This is a genomic window from Duganella guangzhouensis (assembly GCF_009674535.1).
Taxonomy (GTDB): Bacteria; Pseudomonadota; Gammaproteobacteria; order Burkholderiales; family Burkholderiaceae_D; genus Rugamonas; species Rugamonas guangzhouensis.
In genome coordinates this window covers 67,752-90,814 of record NZ_WKJK01000007.1, presented here as the reverse complement: position 1 = coordinate 90,814, position 23,063 = coordinate 67,752, and the positions used below count along the sequence as shown (strand labels likewise).

Annotated in this window: 24 protein-coding genes; 8 read left to right on the top strand and 16 right to left on the bottom strand. The window is 62.0% G+C overall.

Translation table 11 applies throughout. The features are described from left to right. Positions 1-84 precede the first annotated feature (84 nt). Entirely contained in the window at positions 85-1,224 is a 1,140-nt protein-coding gene (locus GJ699_RS14865; RefSeq protein WP_154377926.1) for an MFS transporter, read from the bottom strand. 35 nt (positions 1,225-1,259) lie between these two features. Then, complete coding sequence (locus GJ699_RS14860; RefSeq protein WP_154377500.1) at positions 1,260-2,267, bottom strand: LLM class flavin-dependent oxidoreductase; 1,008 nt, start codon at positions 2,265-2,267, stop codon at positions 1,260-1,262. Positions 2,268-2,328: 61 nt separating this feature from the next. On the opposite strand from GJ699_RS14860, the gene GJ699_RS14855 reads away from it, so the two are divergent. Beyond that, positions 2,329-3,096, top strand: a complete 768-nt coding sequence (locus GJ699_RS14855) for a substrate-binding periplasmic protein (RefSeq protein ID WP_154377498.1) — start codon at positions 2,329-2,331, stop codon at positions 3,094-3,096. A gap of 143 nt (positions 3,097-3,239) precedes the next feature. Beyond that, entirely contained in the window at positions 3,240-4,139 is a 900-nt protein-coding gene (locus tag GJ699_RS14850) for a TraB/GumN family protein (RefSeq protein WP_154377496.1), read from the top strand. On the opposite strand, the gene GJ699_RS14845 is transcribed toward GJ699_RS14850, so the two are convergent. The 3 genes from GJ699_RS14845 to GJ699_RS14835 all read right to left on the bottom strand — a co-directional run bounded on the left by GJ699_RS14845 (position 4,136) and on the right by GJ699_RS14835 (position 6,261). Further along, positions 4,136-4,513: a hypothetical protein gene (locus GJ699_RS14845; RefSeq protein WP_154377494.1), complete on the bottom strand. Its 378-nt coding sequence runs from the start codon at positions 4,511-4,513 to the stop codon at positions 4,136-4,138. The genes GJ699_RS14850 and GJ699_RS14845 overlap by 4 nt on opposite strands. 303 nt (positions 4,514-4,816) lie before the next feature. Further along, positions 4,817-5,209, bottom strand: coding sequence for a VanZ family protein (locus GJ699_RS14840; RefSeq protein ID WP_154377492.1), 393 nt, complete (start codon positions 5,207-5,209; stop codon positions 4,817-4,819). A 290-nt stretch (positions 5,210-5,499) separates the two neighbouring features. Further along, positions 5,500-6,261 carry an SDR family NAD(P)-dependent oxidoreductase gene (locus GJ699_RS14835; protein ID WP_154377490.1) on the bottom strand — a complete coding sequence of 254 codons (762 nt, stop codon included), beginning with the start codon at positions 6,259-6,261 and terminating at the stop codon, positions 5,500-5,502. 94 nt (positions 6,262-6,355) lie between these two features. Here GJ699_RS14835 and pyrF point away from each other — a divergent pair, with 94 nt between their 5' ends. Next, positions 6,356-7,174 carry an orotidine-5'-phosphate decarboxylase gene (pyrF, locus tag GJ699_RS14830; protein WP_371867568.1) on the top strand — a complete coding sequence of 273 codons (819 nt, stop codon included), beginning with the start codon at positions 6,356-6,358 and terminating at the stop codon, positions 7,172-7,174. Between the two features lie 95 nt (positions 7,175-7,269). Here the strand turns inward: pyrF and sbcB are convergent, their stop codons facing one another. Further along, entirely contained in the window at positions 7,270-8,712 is a 1,443-nt protein-coding gene (gene sbcB / locus GJ699_RS14825) for an exodeoxyribonuclease I (RefSeq protein WP_154377488.1), read from the bottom strand. A 62-nt stretch (positions 8,713-8,774) separates the two neighbouring features. Here sbcB and GJ699_RS14820 point away from each other — a divergent pair, with 62 nt between their 5' ends. Then, complete coding sequence (locus GJ699_RS14820; protein WP_154377486.1) at positions 8,775-9,398, top strand: DUF5610 domain-containing protein; 624 nt, start codon at positions 8,775-8,777, stop codon at positions 9,396-9,398. Between the two features lie 15 nt (positions 9,399-9,413). Here GJ699_RS14820 and GJ699_RS14815 read toward each other — a convergent pair whose 3' ends face one another. Continuing rightward, the gene (locus GJ699_RS14815; protein WP_154377484.1) at positions 9,414-10,379 is read right to left on the bottom strand and encodes a GGDEF domain-containing protein; all 966 of its coding nucleotides are present in this window, start codon (positions 10,377-10,379) and stop codon (positions 9,414-9,416) included. A 129-nt stretch (positions 10,380-10,508) separates the two neighbouring features. Here GJ699_RS14815 and GJ699_RS14810 point away from each other — a divergent pair, with 129 nt between their 5' ends. Beyond that, positions 10,509-11,288: a helical backbone metal receptor gene (locus GJ699_RS14810; RefSeq protein ID WP_154377482.1), complete on the top strand. Its 780-nt coding sequence runs from the start codon at positions 10,509-10,511 to the stop codon at positions 11,286-11,288. Between the two features lie 21 nt (positions 11,289-11,309). Here the strand turns inward: GJ699_RS14810 and GJ699_RS14805 are convergent, their stop codons facing one another. The 5 genes from GJ699_RS14805 to GJ699_RS14785 form a co-directional block, all read right to left on the bottom strand. Then, the gene (locus GJ699_RS14805) at positions 11,310-11,684 is read right to left on the bottom strand and encodes an HPF/RaiA family ribosome-associated protein (protein ID WP_154377481.1); all 375 of its coding nucleotides are present in this window, start codon (positions 11,682-11,684) and stop codon (positions 11,310-11,312) included. A gap of 145 nt (positions 11,685-11,829) precedes the next feature. After that, on the bottom strand, positions 11,830-13,332 hold the full coding sequence (locus tag GJ699_RS14800; RefSeq protein ID WP_154377479.1) for a Fic family protein: 1,503 nt from the start codon (positions 13,330-13,332) through the stop codon (positions 11,830-11,832). A 100-nt stretch (positions 13,333-13,432) separates the two neighbouring features. After that, positions 13,433-14,098 carry a DUF1345 domain-containing protein gene (locus GJ699_RS14795; protein ID WP_154377477.1) on the bottom strand — a complete coding sequence of 222 codons (666 nt, stop codon included), beginning with the start codon at positions 14,096-14,098 and terminating at the stop codon, positions 13,433-13,435. After that, complete coding sequence (locus tag GJ699_RS14790) at positions 14,098-15,336, bottom strand: MFS transporter (RefSeq protein WP_154377474.1); 1,239 nt, start codon at positions 15,334-15,336, stop codon at positions 14,098-14,100. The genes GJ699_RS14795 and GJ699_RS14790 overlap by 1 nt, the downstream gene beginning before the upstream one ends. 63 nt (positions 15,337-15,399) lie before the next feature. Further along, positions 15,400-16,425 carry a CDP-6-deoxy-delta-3,4-glucoseen reductase gene (locus GJ699_RS14785; RefSeq protein WP_154377472.1) on the bottom strand — a complete coding sequence of 342 codons (1,026 nt, stop codon included), beginning with the start codon at positions 16,423-16,425 and terminating at the stop codon, positions 15,400-15,402. Between the two features lie 12 nt (positions 16,426-16,437). On the opposite strand from GJ699_RS14785, the gene GJ699_RS14780 reads away from it, so the two are divergent. The 3 genes from GJ699_RS14780 (at position 16,438) to GJ699_RS14770 (ending at position 18,226) form a co-directional block, all read left to right on the top strand. Further along, positions 16,438-17,319 carry an SDR family oxidoreductase gene (locus GJ699_RS14780; protein ID WP_154377470.1) on the top strand — a complete coding sequence of 294 codons (882 nt, stop codon included), beginning with the start codon at positions 16,438-16,440 and terminating at the stop codon, positions 17,317-17,319. A 151-nt stretch (positions 17,320-17,470) separates the two neighbouring features. After that, positions 17,471-17,722 (top strand): hypothetical protein, encoded by a 252-nt coding sequence (locus tag GJ699_RS14775; RefSeq protein ID WP_154377468.1) that lies wholly within the window; start codon positions 17,471-17,473, stop codon positions 17,720-17,722. A 261-nt stretch (positions 17,723-17,983) separates the two neighbouring features. Next, positions 17,984-18,226: a hypothetical protein gene (locus GJ699_RS14770; RefSeq protein WP_154377466.1), complete on the top strand. Its 243-nt coding sequence runs from the start codon at positions 17,984-17,986 to the stop codon at positions 18,224-18,226. Between the two features lie 70 nt (positions 18,227-18,296). On the opposite strand, the gene GJ699_RS14765 is transcribed toward GJ699_RS14770, so the two are convergent. The 4 genes from GJ699_RS14765 to GJ699_RS14750 all read right to left on the bottom strand — a co-directional run bounded on the left by GJ699_RS14765 (position 18,297) and on the right by GJ699_RS14750 (position 23,053). Beyond that, positions 18,297-18,503 carry a hypothetical protein gene (locus GJ699_RS14765; RefSeq protein ID WP_154377464.1) on the bottom strand — a complete coding sequence of 69 codons (207 nt, stop codon included), beginning with the start codon at positions 18,501-18,503 and terminating at the stop codon, positions 18,297-18,299. Positions 18,504-18,572: 69 nt separating this feature from the next. Continuing rightward, positions 18,573-19,202 (bottom strand): glycine-rich domain-containing protein, encoded by a 630-nt coding sequence (locus tag GJ699_RS14760; protein WP_154377462.1) that lies wholly within the window; start codon positions 19,200-19,202, stop codon positions 18,573-18,575. Between the two features lie 111 nt (positions 19,203-19,313). Beyond that, positions 19,314-21,131 (bottom strand): CHASE domain-containing protein, encoded by a 1,818-nt coding sequence (locus GJ699_RS14755; protein ID WP_371867567.1) that lies wholly within the window; start codon positions 21,129-21,131, stop codon positions 19,314-19,316. Between the two features lie 155 nt (positions 21,132-21,286). Further along, entirely contained in the window at positions 21,287-23,053 is a 1,767-nt protein-coding gene (locus GJ699_RS14750; protein WP_154377460.1) for a glutamine--tRNA ligase/YqeY domain fusion protein, read from the bottom strand. Positions 23,054-23,063 lie beyond the last annotated feature (10 nt).

Here is a 23,063-nt window from a genome sequence, read left to right as displayed (position 1 = left end):
CCCGGGGTCAGGTCCATCATTTCTACACGAGCTCAGCCACTGCGTGGCTGAGCTCGTGTAGAAATGATGGACCTGACCCCGGAGTTATTCGGTGGCGAAGATGGCGAGGGCGATCAGGGGGAAGGCGAGGCCGGTGCACAGTACGCCGGTCCAGTCGTGCGCGGCGAACATCCAGGCGCCTAGCGAGGAGCCGATCGCGCCGCCCATGAAGAATAGGGCCATGTAGAGGCCGTTCAGGCGGCTGCGGATTTCGGCCGGTAGCGCGAAGATGGCCCGCTGTCCGGTCACCAGGTTGGCGGAGACGCCCATGTCGAGGATGATGGAGGCGACTACCAGCACGCCAAGGTCGATCAGCCGGTTGCTGTGGATCAGTAACGGCAGCGCGAACGCCAATGCGCCCAGCGTCAACGCGATGGCGGTGGTGCTGCGGCTTTTGCCCTGGTCGGCGCGGTGGCCAGCGATCGGGGAGGCGATGGCGCCGGTCACGCCGACCAGCGCGAAGATGGCGACGCCACTTTGGCTGATCTGGAAGTACGGCCCGGTCAGCTCCAGCGATACGCAGGTCCAGAACACGCTGAAGGCGCCGAACATGCAAGCCTGGTAGGCGGCCCGCCGACGCAGGATCGGTGTGGTTTTAAGCAGATGCCACATCGAGCTCAGCAGTTCGAAGTAGTGCATGCCGGCCTGCGGCTGGCGCTCTGGCAACCGCGCCCGCAGCACCAGCGCGACGCCGGCGGTGATCACGGCGGACAACACGAAGATGGCATGCCAGCTCAGCGCGTCGGCCACCAGGCTGGCCACCGGTCGCGCCAGCATGATGCCCATCAGCAGTCCGCTCATGACTTTACCGACGGTCTTGCCGCGCGTTTCGGGCCGCGACAGGTGGGCCGCAAACGGCACCACCACCTGCGCCGCCACCGAGCCGATGCCGATCGCCAGCGCGGCCAGCAGGAACACGATGGCGCTGCTGGCCACGGAGGCCGCCAGCAAGGCGACGGCGGTGGCTAGCAGGGCGATCAGGATCAGGCGCCGGTTTTCCACCAGGTCGCCCAGCGGGACGATGAATAGCAGGCCGAGCACGTAGCCGATTTGCGTCAGGGTGACGATCAGGCCAGCTGCGCCGGGCTCCAGTCCGGTGGCGCGGCTGATCGGGCCAATCAAGGTTTGCGCATAGTACAGGTTGGCGACGATGAGGCCGGTGGCGATGGCAAACAGCCACACCATGCCGGGACTAAGGTCGTGCTGCGTGTCGACTACCTTCACAGTCCAGCCTCGGCGCGGGCCAGCGCTTGCCGTGCTTCGGCGGTGATTTCGTACGAGCGCAGCCGCTGGGCGTGGTCGTAGATTTGCGAGGTGATCATCAGTTCATCGGCGCCGGTGCGGGCGATGAAGTCCCGCAGCTGCGCGCTGACGGTGGCCGGTGCGCCGATTGCGGTGCATGACAGCACCGAGTCCAGCATCGCGCGCTCGGGCAGGCCCAGCGTGTCGAGGTAGCCGGCTTTCGGTGGCGGCAGTTGCGACGGCCGGCCGGTGCGCAGGTTGACGAAGGCTTGCTGCATGGAGGTGGCGCGGAAGTGCGCTTCTTCATCGCTGTCGGCGGCGAACACGTTAAAGCCGAGCATCACATACGGCTTGGCCAGTTGCGCCGATGGCTGAAAGTTGGCGCGGTATAGCGACAGCGCTTGCATCATCATCTGCGGGGCGAAGTGTGAGGCGAACGCGAACGGCAGGCCGAGATGCGCGGCCAGTTGCGCGCCGAAGGTGCTGGAGCCGAGTATCCACAGCGGCACTTTGGCGCCTTTGCCGGGCACGGCCAACACGCGCTGGCGCGGATTGTCGGACATGTAGTCCTGCAGTTCCAGCACGTCTTGCGGGAAGGCGTCGGCGTCGCTTTCGAGATTGCGGCGCAGCGCGCGCGCGGTGGTCTGGTCAGAGCCGGGCGCGCGGCCCAGGCCGAGGTCGATACGGCCGGGGAACAGCGCTTCCAGCGTGCCGAATTGTTCGGCGATCACCAGCGGCGAGTGATTCGGCAGCATGATGCCACCGGCGCCAACGCGGATGGTCGAGGTGCCGCCGGCCACGTGCGCCATCACCACGGCGGTAGCGGCGCTGGCGATGCCGGGCATGCCGTGGTGTTCGGCCAGCCAGTAGCGCTGGTAGCCCCAGCGCTCGCCGTGCTGGGCCAGGTCCAGCGTGTTACGGAAGGAAGTTGACGGATTGCTGCCTTCCGCAATCGGCGAAAGGTCGAGGATGGAAAATGGAATCATGGGTGTTTCTCTCTTGAATATTCACATGCCCATTGAAAGTGAGTGGGTATAATCTTTCAACATGGATAGAGAAGCATACACAGATTGGCGCAGGCTTGCAGGGCGCTGCCTGATTCTCGCCGCCTTTGCTCTGGCGACGCAGGGCATGGCCGCGCCGCTGCCGCCGCTGACGGTGCTGGTCGATACCGGCACCGAGATGCCGATGGCGGGCTTCGCGCATGACCGTCTGGTCGATGGTATCCACAAGGAGCTGGGCGAGGCGCTGGCCGCCAGGCTGGGACGTCAGGCGGATTTTCTGCTGTTGCCACGCAAGCGCATCGCGATGGCGCTGGAATCGGGGCGCGCCGATGTGATCTGTCTGTACCTCGAACCCTGGCTGCCGGGACATTTTCTGTGGTCGCGCGGGTTCTTTCCGGTGACCGAGGTGGTAGTCACCGATACTTCGGTGCCACAGCCACATAAACTCCAGGATTTGGCTGGGCAGCCGATTGCCACTATATTGGGTTATTACTATCCCGAGCTGGAAGCGAAAATAGGCAAGGAGTTTGTGCGCGAAGATGGTCATTCGTCATCCGGTAATTTGCGTAAATTGGCGGCCGGACGTTTGCACCATGTGGTTACTCAGGAGCGCACGCTTGAGTATTATCTCAAGATTGACGAGAAACTATCGATATATCCGCCTTTGGTGGTAAAGAGTTACAAATCCCAGTGCGCGGTATCGCCACAGGGCCGCGTCAGCCTGAACGAGGTAAATAAGGCAATAGAGCAGATTGTTAAAGACGGAAGTGTGGTTAAAATAATCAGTCATTATCAACCTGCTCAGAAATAATGTTTTATTTTGCCGACGGTTTTTAAAAATATTTTCGCCGCCGCGCATTCCTGATTTACCATTGGAAACAGTAAGGTCTTATTCTCCCTTGATTCCATTGTTAATATTATTTCGATGATACTTTTCATCGGGCGGGAACTCGCATGCGTAAATGGTTGTTGGTTGTTCTGCTGGCTTGCTGCCAGACCGTTTTTGCCGCCGGCACGGCGGAAACTTCGGCTCAGCATCGTGGCCAGTTGTATCGGGTGACGCATGATGGCAAGGTGAGTTATCTGTACGGCACTGTCCATGTCGGCCGCGATGGTTTCTATCCGCTGGACGCAGTGGCGTCGCGCGCGCTGCTGGATTCCAAGGCACTGGTGATCGAGCTGGATATCCGTGAGGATAAGGCGTTTCAGGTGGCGCTGGCGCGTCACGGCCGCTATGCGGATGGCGATACCATCCAGAACCATCTGACCCCGGCCACGCTGCAACTGATGGTACAGGCGCTGGCGCATGCCGGTATCTCGCTGCAGGCGGTGCAGTATTACAAGCCGTGGCTGATCGCCAATCTGCTGGTGGGGGCGGAATTGGACAAGCACGGTTATCAGCGCAGCCAGGCGGTGGAGTACGCGCTGCTGGCCGCCGCCCAAAAGCAGGACAAAACGGTGCGCGAGCTGGAGAGCGCCGATTATCAACTGGGCCTGTTTGACAGCCTGGATGAACGCCAGCAGGAGCAATACCTGCTGGAGAACCTGGCCGACTTGGCCGATGGCGATTCGCTCAAGCGCTCGCAGGCGCTGATCGATGCCTGGAGCGTGGCCGATGCGCCCGGCATCCGCGCGGCGTGGCAGAACGCCATCAGCGGCGATACGGTGTCGGCCGGTTTCATGAACCGCGTTCTGCTGGGCAAGCGCAATCCGGAAATGGCGGCCAATATCGAACGCATCATGCAGCAGGATCAGGTGGCGTTTGTCGGCGTCGGCCTGCTGCATCTGGTCGGCGATGATGGCGTGCCGGCGCTGCTGAAGCGGCGCGGCTATCAAGTCGAGCAGCTGTACTAGTACGCCTGCACGCTGCCGTTGCTGTAGCGGACGCGGTCACCGATCTTGTAGCCGGGCTGGGATTCCAGCACCACCAATTGCGTGCTGCCGTCGTCCATGCGGACGGTGACGCGGTACACCTTGTCGGTGGGCGAGCCGCTGGCACCGCCGCCAGCCGCCGCCGCGCCCACCGATCCCATCGCGCCCATATCCTGACGCTGCATCTGGTCGATGGCCTGGACCACACCATAGCTGGCGCTGGCTTGCCGGGATGTGCCACCCATGCCGCCGCCGGTCATCGCACTAGCGCTGGGACTGTCGTTATTGATTCGATCCGCGCAGGCCGACAGCGAAAACAGGCATAGCGCGATGGCGTATTGTCGAGTCTTGTTCATGTTCACCTCCAAACTGATTCAGAGGGGCGGCGCGCGTCATCGTTCCGCGAGCTTGGGCCGTCATTGATGTACATCAATTGAAACATGCTACCCGCACGCAATAATTGTTCGGTATCACTTGAGAGGACATCGATATGTTGACACGCGTGACAGACACTCTTATCGAAGAGCTAATAGATGCCACCTGCGCTGATACCCGCAGCCGGTATTTCTTTCTGCATGCGCTGCACGGCCTGGTACGCGTGGCCAAAGCCGAGCAGCTGCAGGAAATGCGTCAGGATCTGGACCTGGCCACCGGCGACGTCAGTTTGCCGACAGAATGCGGTAGCGACTCCAGAGAGCCCACATAAAGCCGGCGGTCAGCACAGCCGCATTGCAGTCCACCAGCCAGTCCGACACCGCGCCATGGCGATACGGGAAGAAGCTTTGCACGTATTCGTCCAGCGCACCCATCAAGGCGATGGTCAGCACCGCCTTGAGGGCGCGCTGCGGCAGGGCGCCGACGCTGCCGGTGAACAGTAAAAAGGTCAGGCCGGCGTAAGCCAGCGAGTGCAGGATAACGCCAGAGGCAACTTCGCCGATGTCCTGGCGCGCACCGGGTATCGAGCCCAGTATCAGGATCAGCAGGTACAGCACGATGGCAGTCCAGTAGCGCAGGCGGGCGAGGGCAGAGGTGAGGAGGATTTGTTTGAACATGGGGGAGACAATACCATGTGCCGCCGCAGAGCGGGAGGGGTGCGCCGGGATCCCGGCGCACCTTTTCTTCAGTCATGCCTATCGGTTGCATGTACTTAAGATGTGACCAGTATAGATCGGGTTTGTTACGCGGCTATGACAGCGCAAAAAAAAAGCCCGCTGACTTGAGCGGGCTTAAAACTATTTTCTTGGAGGAGAATAGTGGAGACAGGTGTAATTATGCGGGCGCATCAGATATGTGTCTAATTGTTGTTTCAGATACCAGTCATTAGGCCAGCGCATAACTGTGTTTATTTGACCGGCACCGTGTAGTTCAGTGCCAGCCGGCCGCCGTCCACATACAGGGTTTGGCCGGTCATATAGCTGGCGTCATCGCTGGCCAGGAAGGCGGCGATCGACGCCACTTCCTCTGGTTCGCCGCAACGGCCCATCGGCGTGCGCGACAGAATCGTGTTGCGCGATTCCGGGCTGGCCATCACCGCTTTCTTGGCCAGCTCGGTCAGGATGGTGCCGGGGCCGATGCCGTTGACGCGAATACCGTGCTCAACCAGATTGAGCGACATCACCTTGGTCAGCTGATTGATCGCGCCCTTGGACACCACATACGGCACCTGGTTCGGAATCGCCAGCTCGGCGTTGACGCTGGACATATTGATGATGCAGCCGCTCTGCTGCTTGACCATCACCCGCGCCACCGCCTGGCCGCACAGGAACATCGATTTCAGGTTGATGCGCATGACGCGGTCGAAATCCTCCTCGCACACATCGAGGAAATTGGCGGCGTGGGTGACGCCGGCATTGTTGATCAGGATATCGATGCGGCCGAAGGCGGCCAGTGTGGCGGCCACCAGCGCATCCACATCGGCCTTCTGGCTGACGTCGGCGGCGAAGAAGCGGGCCTGTTCGCCCAGCTCGGCGGCGGCCTCGGCGCCTTCCGGTTTGATGTCCACCAGCATGACCTTGGCGCCTTCGGCGATCATGCGCTGGGCGCAAGCCAGGCCGATGCCCTGGGTGGCGCCGGTAACGACCGCGACTTTATTCAATAATTTCATGGGTTTTGCTTTCGAAGGTGGCGATGGCAAATTTTAACAGCCCGCCATGGTCGGGTTACAATAGAGGGTTTGCAATTTTCGTGAGGGAGCCGTCGTGACTTTTATCAACAAATTATCCGCCGCATGGACGGCCAACGACTCCCTGCTGTGCGTGGGCCTGGACCCTGACTTGGACAAGCTGCCGGTACAGTTCCGGAACGACCCGCAAGGTATCTACCATTTCTGCCGCGAGATCATCGACGCCACTGCCGACCTGGCGTGCTCGTTCAAGCCGCAGATCGCCTACTTTGCCGCGCTGAGCGCGGAAGACCAGTTGCAGCGGATTTGCGATTACGTGCGTGAGCACTATCCGCACATCCCGCTGATCATGGATGCCAAGCGCGGCGACATCGGCGCCACCGCGCGCCAGTACGCGCGCGAAGCCTATGACCGCTATGGCGCCGACGCGGTGACCGTCAACCCCTACATGGGCTTTGATTCGGTCGAGCCGTACATGGAGTGGAGCGAGCGCGGCGTCATCATCCTGTGCCGCACCTCGAACGCTGGCGGTTCGGACCTGCAATTCCTGGATGTGGGCGGCAAGCCGCTGTACCAGCACGTGGCGCAACTGGTGGCGCAGAAGTGGAATAGCAACGGCCAGTGCGCGCTGGTGGTGGGCGCCACCTTCCCCGAAGAGCTGGCGCAGGTGCGCGCGATCGTGGGCGACATGCCGCTGCTGGTGCCGGGCATTGGCGCGCAGGGTGGCGACATCGCCGCCACCGTCAAATCGGGCCGCACCACCAATGGCACCGGCATGATGATCAACTCCTCGCGCGCGATTCTGTACGCCGCGCAGCAGCCAGGCGAAGACTTCGCCAGCGCCGCCCGCCGCGTCGCCGAAGACACCCGCGACGCCATCAACCAATACCGCTAAAAGACGGGGTCAATCCTCCCAAAGCTACACGGGCTCTACCGTAGCGTTCCGCTACGGTAGAGCCCGTGTAGCTTTGGGAGGATTGACCCCGGGTTTTAGTGCTGCGGCGCGACCAGTTCGGCGTATTCGTACAGGTCGCCGAGGATTTGTTCGGCGCGTTCGTCGGCTTGCTGTTGCAAGTCGTCGATCTGGGCGAAGAAGTCGTCGATGGTGCGGCCACCGCCGCTGCCTTCGTAGAAGCGCGCCGCGCGGTGCTGTTCCCAATGCTCCAGCTCGGTTTCCGACAGCGTCTCCGGGAAGTTGCGCGCGCGGTAGCGGAACAGCAGTTCGGCCAGCCTGCCATCGCTGAACGAGGGCGACGCCACCGCCAGCCGCGCCGGTGATTCACGCCGCAGGCTGTCCAGCAGGCGCCGGTCTTCTTTGCTGATGAAGCCGTTGTACAGGTCCTCGTCCACATCCAGCGGTTCGCCGGCCGGACGGTGGAATACTTCCGCCCATACCGCGCTCAGGTCGCGCCCGGCGGCGGCGATCGCGGCGTGTGCTTTGCCTTGCTCCAGGTCGATGCCCCAGCGCGCCGCCATCGCCGGCGACAGGGTTTTCAGGTTGGCCACCAGCATCGGCGATTTGTTCAGATGGACGCTTTTCACCGGCAGCCGCGTCATGCCCTCCGGCAGCGCGTCGCTGCGGGTGAAGATGCGGGTGCGGATGGTGTCGGCGTCCAGCGTGTACAGCTCGCTCGGGTCGTAGCTGCAATCCCAGACGATGATTTCATTCTTGTTGGTTGGATGCGTGCCGAGCGGGTAGACCAGCGCGATGCAGCCGCGTTCGGCCGGGAACATACCGGACACGTGCAGGAATGGCTGCCGCAGCTCGCGCGCCAGATGCATGCCGATTTCGTCGGCCACGCGGTCTTTCTTGTGCAGCGCGAAGCAGAAGTCGAACAGCTTGGGCTGGTGCTGGCGGATCAGCCGCGCCAGCGCGATGGTAGCGCGCACGTCGGACAGCGCGTCGTGCGCCGCTTCGTGCAGCAGGCCGTTGGCGCGTGCCAGGTCTTCCAGCTTGAAGCTGGGCTTGCCGTCTTCCTTGGTCGGCCACTGGATGCCGTCCGGCCGCAGCGCATAGGTCATGCGCACCACGTCCAGCAGATCCCAGCGGCCGCAGCCGTTTTGCCATTCGCGCGCATACGGATCGATCAGGTTACGCCAGAACATGAAGCGGGTGATTTCATCGTCGAAACGAATGGTGTTGTAGCCGACGCCGATGGTGCCCGGCTGCGAGAACGCTTGTTCAATCACATGGGCAAACTGGTGCTCGGGCACGCCCCATTCCAGGCATTGCTGCGGGGTGATGCCGGTGATCAAACAGGATTGCGGATCCGGCAAGAAATCGTTGGCCGGTTTGCAATAAATCATGATCGGATCGCCGATCTCGTTCAGTTCGGCATCGGTGCGGATCGCGGCAAACTGGGCCGGGCGGTCGCGGCGCGGGACGGCGCCAAAAGTTTCATAGTCGTGCCAGAGAAAGGTCTGTGTGCTCATAGGTGCTACAGTAATTGGTAAAACTGCCGATAATTGCAGGGTGTTCAATGAGGAGCAACATCATGGCTACTCCCGTATCGCTGACCTCCGGCAACAGCAGCGCCGCCACCCAGGTCCAATCCACCGATGACAGCAAGCCGGTCTCGCCGACCGCTAAAGCCAAGGCGGAGCTTAACGCTTCCATCGTACAAGCTTCGTTGACGGTGTCACTGAATTCCTCCAACGACCCGATGTCGGTGGTGCTGAAAACCGCGCTGACCGGCATCAACGAGGCGCTCAAGGACGATTTCGGTGACAACGCGATCGAAAATGCGATGTCGCAGGATAACACCCCGCAAGGCACCGCAGGCCGCATTGTATCGTTGTCGACTGCTTTTTACGAAGCCTATAAACAGCAGCATCCGGGCGAGGATGAGGAAACCACGCTCAATAATTTCGTCGCCACGTTGAAAAAAGGCGTCGATCAGGGCTTCAAGGAAGCGCGCGATGTGCTGCAGGGCTTGAATGTGCTGAACGGTGATATCGCCAGCAATATTGATAAGACCTACGACCTGGTGCAGCAGGGCTTTGACGATTTCATCGCCGCTCACAGCAGCAAGTCCAAGGATGATGGCGACAGCAGCGCCAGCACTAGCACCAGCACGACTGCAACCACAACCGCCAGCGTCACTGCCAAGGCGGCCTGAACCTGGCCGCGCGCCTCAGTCGGTGACGCGGTCGCGGCCCTGTTCCTTGGCGCGGTACAGCGCCGCGTCGGCGGCGGCGATCAGGTCGTGCTCGTTTTGTCGCGGCTTCAGTGAAGACACCCCCAGCGAGGCGGTGATGTGCGGCAGCGCGCGGGCATCGCTGAACACCTTGGCCTGGCGCATGCGCTCGCACAGCCGCTCGGCCACCGACATTGCGACTTTCTGATTGGTATCCGGCAGCAGCACCATCATTTCCTCGCCGCCGTAGCGCACCGCGAAGTCGGTCGGCCGCAACGCGCCGCTCAGCACCTGTGCGGCCAGCCGCAGCGCTTCGTCGCCGGCCAGGTGACCGTGCTGATCGTTAAACTGCTTGAAGTGGTCGAGGTCGATCATGATCAGCGACAGCGGCGAGCCCGAGCCCTGGGCGGTGGCTACCATGGTCGGCAGCAGGTCGTTCAGCCAGGCCCGGTTGTACAGGCCGGTGAGGCCGTCGATCATCGACAGCTGGCGGTAGAACTCGCCCAGCTTCTGGCGCCGCCGCAGCTGCGCGTTGGCGGCGCGGATACGGAACGACAGCAGCCGCAGCAGGTTGCGCGCCAACACATTGGATTCATCGATCAGCTTCCACACCAGGTCGGCCTCGATCACCAGCACTTCGCTTTCCTCCAGCGCGGTGATGCTGGCCAGGTTGGCTTCCTCGTCCAGTACCGATTGCTCGCCCACGCTTTCGCCCGGCAGGATCTTGCTGACCGTGCCGTCGGCCATGCCGGTGCGGGTATCGTTGGCTACCGACAGCGCGCCGCGCAGCAGGATGTACAGGCGCGCGCGGCTGGACTCGGTAATCGCCTCGTCCGCATCCAGCAGCATGATGGGGCAGTGCGCCAGCAGTTTGGCGACCGCGGCATCATCGTCCGAGTTGCGCAGCAATTGCAAGTCGCTGATACGGTAGCCCGATGAGCCAAATATACTGATTTCTTTCAAGGTGTCTTCTCAGGATGCCAAAAGGCAATCAATAATTCCTTCTTCATCATAGCCGAAAACGCCTAGTGTTAGCGAAGTTTCATGCGGTTTGTGGTTCAATACCGCCATCGCAACCCGAATGGATACAACATGGCCTTTACCGACGCCCTGGGCACCGTGCATCAGCCCGATCCGAACGCCCGCATCGTCTCGCTGGTGCCGTCGATTACCGAGCTGCTGTGCGACCTTGGCCTGGCCGCGCAATTGGTCGGCCGCACTGGTTTTTGCATCCATCCGTGGGACGTCGTACAAGCCATTCCCAAGGTCGGCGGCACCAAGGACGTCAACCTGGACAAGATCCGTGCGCTGGCGCCCACCCACGTGGTGCTGAATATCGACGAAAACGAAAAACCCACCGCCGATGCGCTGGCGGAGTTTGTGCCCCATATTGTAGTCACGCATCCACTACGCCCGCGTGACAATCTGGCGCTGGCGCAACTGATGGGTGGAATTTTTTGCCGTCAGCAGCCGGCGGACGACTGGTGCGCCGCCTTCGAGACCGAATACGCGCGCCTGCAGGCCATGCCCAAGGGCCGGCCGCAAACCATGCTGTACTGCGTGTGGCAAGATCCGTGGATGACGATTTCGCGCGATACCTACATCGCCCGCATGCTGGAGGAAATCGGCTGGAGTGTGCCGGAGTTGGGCGAGGAACGTTATCCAGCCTTCCGCTGGTCGAGCGAGCTGATTGATAGTGTCGACGGTGTGCTGCTGTCGAGCGAACCGTATCGCTTTACCGAGGCCCATGCGGATGTGCTGGAACGCCAGATCGGCAAGCCGGTGTTGCTGGTGGATGGGGAAATGATGTCGTGGTATGGCAGTCGCGCGTTGCAGGGACTGAAGTACTTGCGGGAGCTGGCGCAGCGCTAGGCGCCGGCTCCCGTCGCGGAATTATTCTTCCACGTTGGCCACCACCGCGGCCGAAGCGGCGCCAACGCTGTCGGCGTGGCGCTTGTTATCGTGCAGCTTGCCGACCGCGCTGTCGACTGAGCGTTTCAGCTTGTCGGCGGCGCCGCTGATGGCCTGGTGCAGCGTGGCAGCATGGTCGCTGACCGCGATCGGTTGCAGGCCATTCAGGCGGGCTTCCATCAGGCAACGGTTGTCGCCATCGGCCGATTTCTGGCCCAGGTTATCGCTCAGATGGACTTCGACGCGGGTGATCTGTTCGCCGAAGCGTTGGAGGGCATTGCTTACGACAGTTTGTACATGGTCGTCCAGACCGGCATGACGAGTGATGGTTTTGTCGGTATTGATTTGGATTTGCATCGCTTGCTCCTGTTGTTAGACTGCGTAACCATCTTACTCCTTGCGGACTTAAGTGGGGGTTAATTGCCTAACCGTCTTGCGGAAACTTGATGTCGCCGGGTTTTTCAGCGGACGGATGTGAGCGTGCGGGAATGTCGTGCTATCTTCAGACGTCCAACGTGCGGCTGCCATCGATGTTCAGCAACTGGTATTGCGCCGGTGATTCCTCTAGCGCGTTGGTGCGGCGTAGCGTGGCAATCAGTTGATCCAGATCGGCATAGTTGAACTGCGCGCACCAGCGCGCCATTTTGGCCAGGCTGCGGACATACTCGGCGGGCTGATTATCCCGCGTGAGCAAGCGCACACAATCGATGTACTGCGGATGAAATAGCGTTGGAATGATGATGCGGTGCAGACCAACGCGCGACAGCTCGGCATTCATCACCAGCCGGGAAAGACGGCCGTTGCCATCATCGAAAGGATGGATTTCGGAGATGAGAAAGGCATAAAACACGGCGCGCGCAAATCCCTCCGGTATCGACAGCGATATGCGCGAACCTTCTTCCAGCGTGCCGCGCACATGCGACGGCTGGACAAATTCGGTGGTGCCGGCATAATTGGCCTGGCTCTTGATGCGGCCTGGATTCGCCTCCGGCCGCATGTGCAGCATCTCGACATGCCATGTCTCCAGCCCTTGCAGAAACTCTTCCCCGGCGATGGGCGGGCTATGACGGTAAGGGGCTTCGACCGCAAGACGGAACACGCCAAGAATGTCGTGTGAGTCCTTGGGGCGGCTTGTTACGATCCGGTTGTTCATCACGATATCGCGCGCTTCTTCAATGGCGAACTTCGTGCCCTCAACGTAGTTCGAGAAGTACGATTCGATGAAGGCGGCGTGGTGTCTTGCGACGCCGGCGGGAATGCCATCGATGCGTGGCAGGCTGGCGCCGCGCAGGTGGTCGGCCAACAGGTTGAGGCGTTCGATGCGCGCCTGGTCGACTGGTTTGCCGAGGGCGACCAGTATGCCTTCGCGGGTCTGCAGTTCGCCGCGCTGGTGAGTGCCGAGCAGTGCGCCGATCACATGCCGTAGCGTGATCGCTTCGTCCTGCAGGTCCAGACTTTGCGCTAGCGATGCCGCTTCATCGCGGATCACAGTCAGTGCCTGCTCGCCGGACGAATTCAATATATTGATGAGCCGATGCTCAACTGCCTGCTGGCCGGCGCGGATAGGGGATTTGCGCCCGATGTTTTCGAGTAGCGCGCGTGTGCGGCCGGCGAAATGCAGGCCGAAGCCGCCCAGCGGCATGTCGCCGGCCAGGATGCCCGCGCCGTTGCGGATTTCCAGCGTCAGGCCGGGCAGTTTGATACTGCGCCGCGTCAGAGTGGGATGGGAGATGACGACCATGCCGTCCTTCGGCCCGCCAGCCAATGCGCTCCAGTGCGAGACCACGCCACCGGGCGCCACCACACCCGCGACAGCCGCCCATTTGGCGGCGACACTGCGCGCCACATCGGCGTCGCTGCCGTCGGAGCGGATGTACAAGCCCTTGTAGACCCTGGTCAGCTCACCGTCCTTGGCCAGCCGTTCGACGCGTTTGCGCTCGGCCGGCGTTAGCTGTGCCGTGACGTAGATGTCTTGCTGGGCGAGTGATTTGAGCAGGGTGTTCATTGCGCAGGAATGTCGTTTTCCCTCGCAATTCTGGCACAAATAGTCCGAAATTGTCGTTTTGCCTCGCAAAAATTGGCAATTTTGTCGTTTTCCTTCTCATTTAGCCGTTGATCAGCGAGGCGGCGATGTTGATGGAGAGGCCGAGGATGGCCAGGTTGTAGAAGAAGCACAGCACCGACTGCCCCAGCACCACCTGCCGCATGCGGCGATCGCGCACCGTCACGTCCGAGGTCTGCACCGCCACGCTGATGGTGAACGAGAAGTACAGGAAGTCCCAGTAATTCGGCGTCTTCAAATCCTCCGGGAAACCGAGCGGCTTGTCGCCGCATTCGTCGGTGTAGTACAGGTGCGCGTAATGCGAACAAAACATCACGCCGACCATGAACCACGACCCGATCAGCGTCAGCACCGCCAGCGTGTAGCGCAGCGCCAGCGTTTCATCCGGCAGCCCCTTGATGGTGGCCAGTTGCGAGACGATGGCCGCCAGGCTGACCAGCACTGCCAGCGACAGCACGGCCAGGATCACCGGCCCTTTTTCATCCTGCCGGCAGGCCGCGCGCTTGATGTCATGATGGTCGGCCTGGACCATCATCCACGCCATCATGGCCAGATAAGTCCAGACCAGGATGTCCCAGCCAGCCAGCACCCGGGTCAGCCACGGCCAGCTGTCGGGCAGCAACGGACTCGCCACCGCGCCCAGCACAATCGCCAGGCTCAGATGCGGACGGCTGTGGATGATGGATGGCAGCGGCAGGCGGATGCGCATTATTTTTTATCCTCGTGCGGGAATCGGTCCATGCGTGACAATACCGGGAACAGCACGGTCCAGGCGCCCACCACGGCCAGCGTGGCGGCGCCGCCGAACAGCACCGCGCGCGTCAGGCCCAGCCAGCCGGCGGTGATGCCGGACTCGAACTCGCCCAGCTCATTCGAGGCGCCGATGAACACCGAGTTGACGGCGCTGACGCGGCCGCGGATTTCATCCGGCGTTTCGTACTGCACCAGCAGGTGCCGCACGTAGACGCTGATCATGTCGCCGGCCCCCATCAGGAACAGCGCCACCAGCGCGACGCCGAAGGTGGTGGTGGAACCCAGCACGATGGTGCAGACGCCAAACACCGCCACCCCGCCCAGCATCCAGGCGCCGACCCGGCGCGTAATCGGGAAGAACGCCAGCGCGATCGAGCACAGCGCCGCGCCCACGCCGGGCATGGTGCGCAACGCCCCCAGACCGCTCGGGCCGATATGCAGCACGTCGTGCGCCAGCGCCGGCAGCAGCGCGGTGGCGCCGCCGAACAGTACCGCGAACAGGTCGAGCGAGATCGCGCCCAGCACCACCTTCTTGTTCCACACGAAGCGCAAGCCTTCCAGCACGGTGTGCCACGAGGCCGGGCCGCTGGCGCTGGCCTGCTTGACCGACTTCACCATGCACATCATGATCACCGCCAGCACCAGCAGGATGGAGGAAATCATATAAACCGTTTTCGGGCCGGCCAGGTAGAACAGGCCGCCCAGCGTCGGGCCGACGATCACCGCCACGTGGAACGACGAGGAACTCAGCGCCACCGCCTTGCTGAAGCTCTCCTGCGGCACCAGGTTGACCAGGATGGCCTGGGTGGCCGGTCCCATGAAGGCGCGCGCGCTGCCGTACACCGCCAGCACCGCAAACACCGGCCACACCGCCGGCAGCCCGGTGTAGGTGAAGCCCAGCAGCATCAGGCCGCACAGCAGCTGGGCGCCGAGCGCCAGCGCGATCAGGTTGCGGCGGTCGTAGCGGTCGGCGGCGTGGCCGGCGATCAGGATCAGCGCCAGGAACGGCAGGAACTGCGCCAGGCCGATCAGGCCAAGGTCAAACAGATTGTGGGTCAGCGAATAGACTTGCCAGCCGATGGCGACGTTTTGCATCTGCACGGCCAGCGTGGCGAAGGTACGGGCGGTAAGGTAGAGGGTGAAGTTGCGGTGGCGCAGAACGCTGAAACCGTTGTGTGAGCTACTGTCTGACATTGGTGCTTTCGGGATGCGGGCCTTGGGAGACGCTGCATCCCGAAGGCCCGGTGGGGTGGATGCTTATTGGTGGATGTCGGCTTCGGTGGTGAAGGCATCCGCGTAAAACTCATCTTCCGGCAAGCGGCACTGGGCCACAAAGTCGGTGCGGGCCGATTCCACCATGATGGGGGCGCCGCAGGCATATACCTGGTGGCCGGACAGGTCGGGCAGATCGGCCAGCACCGCCTGGTGCACAAAGCCGGTACGGCCGGCCCAGTGGTCTTCCGGCAGCAGGTTGGACAGCACCGGCACATATTTAAAGTTCGGCATCTGCAGCGCCCACTCGCGGCACAGCGCGTCCATGTACAGGTCTTGCGGACGACGGCCGCCCCAGTACAGCGTCATCTGGCGCTGCGAGCCTTGCGCGCGCAGGTGTTCGACAATCGCCTTGATCGGCGCGAAGCCGGTGCCGGAGGCCAGCAGCACCATCGGCTTGTCGCTGTCCTCGCGCACGAAGAAGGTGCCCATCGGGCCTTCAAAGCGCAGGATGTCGCGTTCCTTCATGGTGCCGAACACCTGGTCGGTGAACAGGCCGCCCGGCAGATGGCGGATATGCAGCGTCACCGGCTGGCCCGGTTCCGGCGGCGAGGCCAGCGAATAGCTGCGGCGCTTGCCATCCTTGAGCATGAATTCGATATACTGGCCGGCGCGGAATTTCAGCGTCTCGTTGGCTGGCAGCTGCAGCGTCATGATGATCACGTCCGACGCCACTTTTTCCAGCGTGGTCACGCGCGACGGCATCTTGCGGATCGGGTAATCGTCGCTGCCCATCACTTCGCGCGCCTCGATCACCAGGTCGCCCTGCGGCACGGCGCAGCAGAACAGCGACACGCCCTTGGCCGCTTCGTCGGCCGGCAGCGCGCGTTCCTGGTGCGGCTTGTGCGTCACCGCGCCCTGCAGCACCTTGCCCTTGCAGGAGCTGCAGGCGCCGTTCTTGCAGCCATAGGGCAGGCCAACCCCGGCCCGCATCGCGGCCGCCAGGATGGTTTCGTCGTCCTCGCAGCTGAATTGATGGCCGCTGGGCTGTACAGTTATTTGAAACGTCATACAATCTTTCTGATGAAAAAGCTCAAAATTCACAAGTTCAAGCGGCCGCGCCTGTTGATCGTCGGCTGCGGTGATGTCGGCATGCGGCTGTTGCCGCTGCTGTTGCCCACCTTCCGCGTCTTTGCCACCACCAGCCAGCCGGAGCGTTGCGCCGAGTTGCGGGCCGCTGGCGCGGTGCCGCTGGTGGCCGACCTGGACCAGCCGGCCAGCCTGCGCCGCCTGGCCGGGCTGGCGCCGTGGGTGGTGCACCTGGCGCCACCACCCGCGGAAGGCGTGCTGGACAGCCGCACGCGCAATTTGACCGCCATTTTACCCGAGCAAGGGCGCTTGGTTTATGTCAGCACCACCGGTGTCTACGGTGACTGCGGCGGCGCGCGTTTCGACGAGAGCCGGCCGGTGGCGCCGCGCAATCCGCGCGCGCTGCGCCGGGTCGACGCCGAGCGCACCTTGCGGCGCTGGGCCCGGCGCAGCGGCGCCAGCCTGTCGGTGCTGCGTGTGCCCGGCATTTATGCGGCCGAGCGCTTGCCGCTCAAGCGCTTGCAGCAGGGCACGCCGGCGCTGATCGAGGCCGACGATGTCTACACCAACCACATCCATGCTGACGATCTGGCAAGGATTATTGCCCGCGCGCTGTATCGTGCGTTGCCTAACCGTACTTATCATGCGGTGGATGACAGCGATATGAAGATGGCGCACTATTTCGATGCGGTGGCCGATGCGTTCCAGCTGCCGCGCCCGCCGCGTCTGCCTCGTGCGCAATTACAACAGGTGGTGACGCCGGCGTTGCTGTCGTTCATGTCGGAGTCGCGCCGCTTGCGCAATGATCGTATCAAGCGTGAACTCGGGGTAAGCCTGTGTTATCCGACGGTGGCGGACTTGCTTCGAGGAATGTAAAGATTCGTAAAGAAGCAACGAAAATTAAGATAATGCAACAGCTGGCGTGATGCTTATGTGTCAAAATCATAAGATGGCTTATTTGAGGCATATCAAATATGTCATCACATGTTAAGATATTGTTAGCCATCTTCCACCAAGGAGTGCGCGTATGGTAGCCACTTTGCAGCCGACCAAAGAGCAGGTCCGCGCGTATATGCTCCAGCGCCAGCGTGAATTTTGCCGTCGCCCGCCACCGCTGCCGGAAGAGATCCGGCGCCAACTGGGGTGGCACTACGGTCCGGAGCATAGCGAGCACTTCTCTTCCACCACTTTATTCCTTCCAGGCACGATCGCCCAGCTCGCCACTTTGCTGGCGGTTGAATGGTGTTTCCTTGCCGCCGGCGTGCGCCGTTCCAGCTAATCTTTACATCGTTTTATACTTTTTTTTACAAGAAAGTTTGCCGCTACCACGAAAAATGGGGTTAGAATCTCTCTAAATCTCACGGAAATCTCCGCCGAGTTAGCCTATTTGTAACTGTAACGTGTATTATCTTGGATAAGCACTAAAAACCAGCATAAATGTCTGTGTTTTGTAGTGCTTCAATGGTAATTGAGCTAAAAATTTTTCTTACCCATGTGTCGCTTTTTTGCAAAAAGTGGCAGCGAACCTACTTAAAACACTATGTCTGCTCTGAAAGAAATCACCGCGTCGCCCACCTACAACCCAAACCGTGTGCTGGACGCCATCATCGAGAAACTGCAACTGAAAAACGATGCGGCCCTGTCGCGCGCGCTGGAAGTGGCCCCGCCGGTCATCTCCAAGATTCGCCACAACACGCTGCCGATCGGCGCCACCATCCTGATCCGCATGCACGAGATCAGCGATTTCAGCATTCGCGAATTGCGCGACATGATGGCGTCCTGATATCGGACCGGCAAAAGAAAACGGCGCGTACCCAACGGTAACGCGCCGTTTTTTTTAGCCGGAGCCGGGCTCAGGCCGAGGTGCTGATGGTGGTGCCGATGCGCTGGCCACTGGTATTGACGGTGGGCGCGGTTGCCGCCTGCGGTGGTGGCGGCGGTGCTGCTTGTTCGACACGCTCGGCAGGCTTGCTCACCGCCTGCAGCTGATCAGTCTGGCGGGGGGCATTGGTCTGCTGAACCACGGTGCTGCTGGTGGAGGCGACGCTGTTGACGGCCATGATGTACTCCCATCATCTGTAGACCCCCGAGTATGCCACTTATTTGAGCAGGCTGCCGGATTTTCTGCGTCAGGCGGACAAGCCCAGGCGTGGCCGCAGCGTGTAGAAGCTGGCTTGCTGCGCCGCCAGGATGGCCGCCCCGGCCTCGATGGCACTGGCGCCAGCCACGCCGGAATGGGCGATTTGCGCCGCCGCCACGCCCGAGTGCGCCACCTTGGCGGCCACGCCGGAGTGGGCAAACGACACCGCCGCCACGCCCGAATGCGCGAAGCCGGCTGCGGCCACCCCCGAGTGCGCGGTCGCGGCCGGCGCGGCCGGGCGCACATAGTCCTCGCCAAAAGTGTCCTCATACAGCTGTTTCATGCGCAGGCCGACGCGGATGTGGGCCGCCTCGTCATCCTCGCCGCGCAGGCCGATATAAGGGAAGTGGTGCAGGAAGTAGCCGAACACGGCGTCGCAATCGGCCGCGTATTTCATGGTGTCCAGAATGTGGTAGTGCCAGAAGGTGTCGACATCCACCAGCGGCGCGGTCTGTTCATGCGGGAATTGCTGCATCAGGTAGAGGAAGCGGCGGTATTCGAATTCGACCGCGTTGGCGCGTTCCAGCGTCCAGCCTTCGCCGGACGCTTCGTGCATCAGTTTGACTTTGATCGGTTCCAGGTCCAGGGCGGCGATGGTGTGCAGGGTTGGGGCGTTCATCGGATTTCCTTTGCAGGTATTGATGCGGGTTGATAAAGGCAGCGAACGCCTTTGATTTTGCCCCTGGGAGACAGTTGTTCCTTGAGGTTAATCAATGTTTGGAAGGAAATTTCAGATGGCCAAGTCAGCGGTGGCGGCGCTCACCTGGCGCGCCGTCACGCCGCCCACCGGCACGCTGATGGCGACCGTGGTGCCGGCGTTGGGACTGCCGGTGATGGCGCAACTGCCGCCCAGCAGGTGGATGCGTTCCTCGATGCCGACCAGGCCAAACGAGCCGATCTTGTTGCGGCTGCCGTCGCGCAGGCCGATGCCGTTGTCGCTGATGGTCATGCTCAACAGGCCGCCGGCCTGGTGCAGCTCAACCCGCACCAGGCTGGCGTGGGCGTGCTGCTGGATGTTGCTCAGTGATTCCTGCAGGATGCGGAAAATCGCGGTGGCGCCGTGATCGTCGATGTGAATGTCGGTGTCGTGGCCGACCAGCTCGCACATGATGCCGCAGCGTTGGCGGAACTGCGCGATCTGCCATTCCACCGCCGCGTTCAAGCCCAGGTCCAGCACCTGCGGCCGCAGGTCGTTGATGATGTGGCGCACGCTCTTGATCGAGCTGTCGATCTGGCCCAGCATCTGCTGCGCGCGCGCATGCAGGCGCGGATGGCGGTGGCGGGTGCGGGTGGCCAGGATGTCGATGTCGATCCGCAGCACCAGCAGGTTCTGGCCGAGGTCATCATGAATTTCGCGCGCGATGCGCTTGCGCTCCAGTTCCTTGATCTGCTCGCCGTGTGCCGCCAGCCGGCGCAGCCGGATGTGCGATTGTTGCAGCCGTGCCTGGCTGGTGCGCAGCTCGCGCGTCATTTCCTTGGCCATTTTCACGGCGCGCATGCGCGATGACGATAGCGTGTGGAACAGCAGGTAAAACAGCAGCGAGCCGGTGAAGCCGCAGCCCATCGCCACCCACGGCAGCAGGCTGTCGAAGCGGCTGTACCAGCTGCGTTTGGGTGAACTGAAGTGCGCGGTCCATTTGCGTTCGTGGAACTCGATCGGCAACACCACGCTGAACAGGTCGCCGGGCCGCAGTCCCATGCCGGCCCGGCGACTGTCGAACAGCAGCACCGGCGCGTGCGGCATCAGATCGCTGCCGACATCGTGCAGCACCAGCCGGGTGTCGCTGACCTGCATCTGCTCCAGCGCGGCCTGCAGCAGGCGCGGCACGCTGAAGCCGATGCCCACCGAACCGATGTAGGCGGCGCGGCGCTGCTCCACCGTGTGCAGCGGCATGCCGTTGCGGTACACCGGCAAGCGCAGCGCCAGCCCGGCGCCCAGCGGCTGGTGGACGCTGTCGATCGGCGTGCCGGACGCGCTCAGCGTGCCGGTGTCGCGGCCGCGCGCCAGCGCCCGCGCCACCGGCGCGCGGAAGCCGATGTCGCGGCCGATTTTTTCGCGAAACTCGGCCAGTGGTTCGATCATGGTCAGCACCCAGTACTGCTCGCGCTGCCCAGCCGGCCAGATGTGCAACTGCGGCGGATAGCTGTGCGCCGGGTCTTCGTTGTGGTTGCGCATCGCCAGCTCGAAGGCCGGGCGCTCGGCCGCGCTGACGTAGTGGGCGTAGTTGATGTTGTCCAGCGCCGGAAACTGCTGCTCGATGTTCAGCCCGTTCACGTAGCGGTGGAAGCTGGCGCGGTCCACATGCTCGGCCGCATGGAAGAAGCTGACCGTGCCGCGCAACACGTCGGTATAGGCGTTGAGGCGCGAATTGATGTTGTACTGCGCGTTCTGCGCCTGGTGCAGAAAGCGCTCGCTGGCATCGTACTCGATGGTTTTGTTGGCGGCCAGATGGAACATCGCCCCTATGCCCAGCGACAACAGCACACCCGCCCACCACGCCGGGCGGGAACGTGAAAACAGCGGTTTATGCGCAAGTAGTCCAGCCACTGTCTGCCCTTTTAAGCAACCATGGTATTTTGACTATAGGAAATAACAGTTCAGCTAGTCAAGAAATTTTGCATAAAAATCATTTGTCCTGAACATTTTGTCAGCAATAAAAAACGGCGCCGATGGCGCCGTTGCAAAGAGGGAAACGCTGCCGCTTATTTGGCGACCCAGCTATCCTTCAGTGTGACGATGCGGTTGAACACTGGCTTGCCTGGCTGCGAATCGACGCGGTCGGCCACGAAGTAGCCATGGCGCTCGAACTGGTAGCGCTGATCGGCTTGCGCCGCGCTCATGCCCGGTTCCAGATAGGCGGTCACCACTTCCTTGGCGTTCGGGTTCAGCAGCGAGATGAAGTCCTTGCCGCCGGCGTCCGGCTGGGCGTCGGTGAACAGGCGGTCGTACAGGCGCACTTCGGCTTCCAGCGCGGCGACGGCCGACACCCAGTGGATGTTGCCCTTGACCTTGTAGTTGTCCGAACCCGGGGTGCCGGATTTGGAGTCCTCGAAGTATTTGACGTGAACCGCGATGACCTTGCCGTTTTCATCCTTGTCGTAGCCCACGCATTCGGTCACGAAGCCGTGACGCAGGCGCACCCGGCTGCCCGGGGTCTCGCCGATTGGCGGGTAGTAGCGGAAATAGCCCTTGACCGGCACTTCCATGAAGTCTTCTTCCTCGATCCACAGTTCGCGCGAGAACGGGAAGGTGCGCACGCCCATTTCCGGGTGGTGCGGGTGGACCGGCGAGGTGCATTCCTCGGTCTGGCCTTCCGGGTAGTTGTCGACGATCAGTTTCAGCGGACGCAGCACGGCGGTGGCGCGTGGCGCTTTCGGGTCCAGGTCTTCACGCACGCAGCCTTCAAGCGTGCTCATGTCGATCCAGCCGTCGGCCTTGGTGACGCCGATGCGTTCGCAGAACAGGTGGATCGCTTCCGGCGTGTAGCCGCGACGGCGCAGGCCGACGATGGTTGGCATGCGCGGGTCGTCCCAGCCGTCGACGATGTTCTCTTCCACCAGTTGGCGCAGCTTGCGCTTGGAGGTCACCACATAGGTCAGGTTCAGGCGCGAGAATTCGTACTGCTTCGGCACCGGCAGCGTGAAGAAGCCGCCTTTCGACAGGGTGGCCAGCAGCCAGTCGTAGAACGGGCGGTGGTCCTGGAATTCCAGCGTGCAGATCGAGTGGGTGATGTTTTCCAGCGCGTCCGAAATCGGGTGCGTGTAGTCGTACATCGGGTAGATGCACCAGGCGTCGCCGGTACGCACGTGGTGGGCGTGGCGGATGCGGTAGATCGCCGGATCGCGCATATTCATGTTCGGCGAGGCCATCGCGTCCTCACTGATCTTGGCGCGCAGGATGTGTTCGCCGTCAGCGTATTTGCCGGCTTTCATGTCGCGGAAGATTTGCAGCGATTCAGCCGCCGGACGGGTGCGGAATGGCGAATTGGTGCCCGGCGTGCTGAAATTGCCGCGGTTGGCCGCCATGTCTTCGGCCGACTGGCTGTCGACGTAGGCGTAGCCTTGCTCGATCAGCCATTCGGCCATCAGGTACAGCTGCTCGAAATAGTCGGACGCGTAGTGCAGGTGGTGTTCGACCGCGCCATCCTTGGCCGGATAGTCGTAGTCAAAGCCCAGCCATTTGACGCTGTCGATGATGGTGTCAACGTATTCCTGTTCTTCCTTGGCCGGATTGGTGTCGTCGAAACGCAGGTTGCAACGGCCCTGGTAATCGCGCGCCAGGCCGAAGTTCAGGCAGATCGACTTGGCGTGGCCGACGTGCAGATAGCCGTTCGGCTCGGGCGGAAAGCGCGTGATCACGCTGGGCATGCCGTCGCGGTTGTGGGTGCCGGCGGCCAGGTCGTGTTCGACGATGGCGCGCAGGAAATTGGAGGGTAGGGCGGGCGCTGGGCTGTTTTTGTCGTTGCTCATCTGAAAAGTT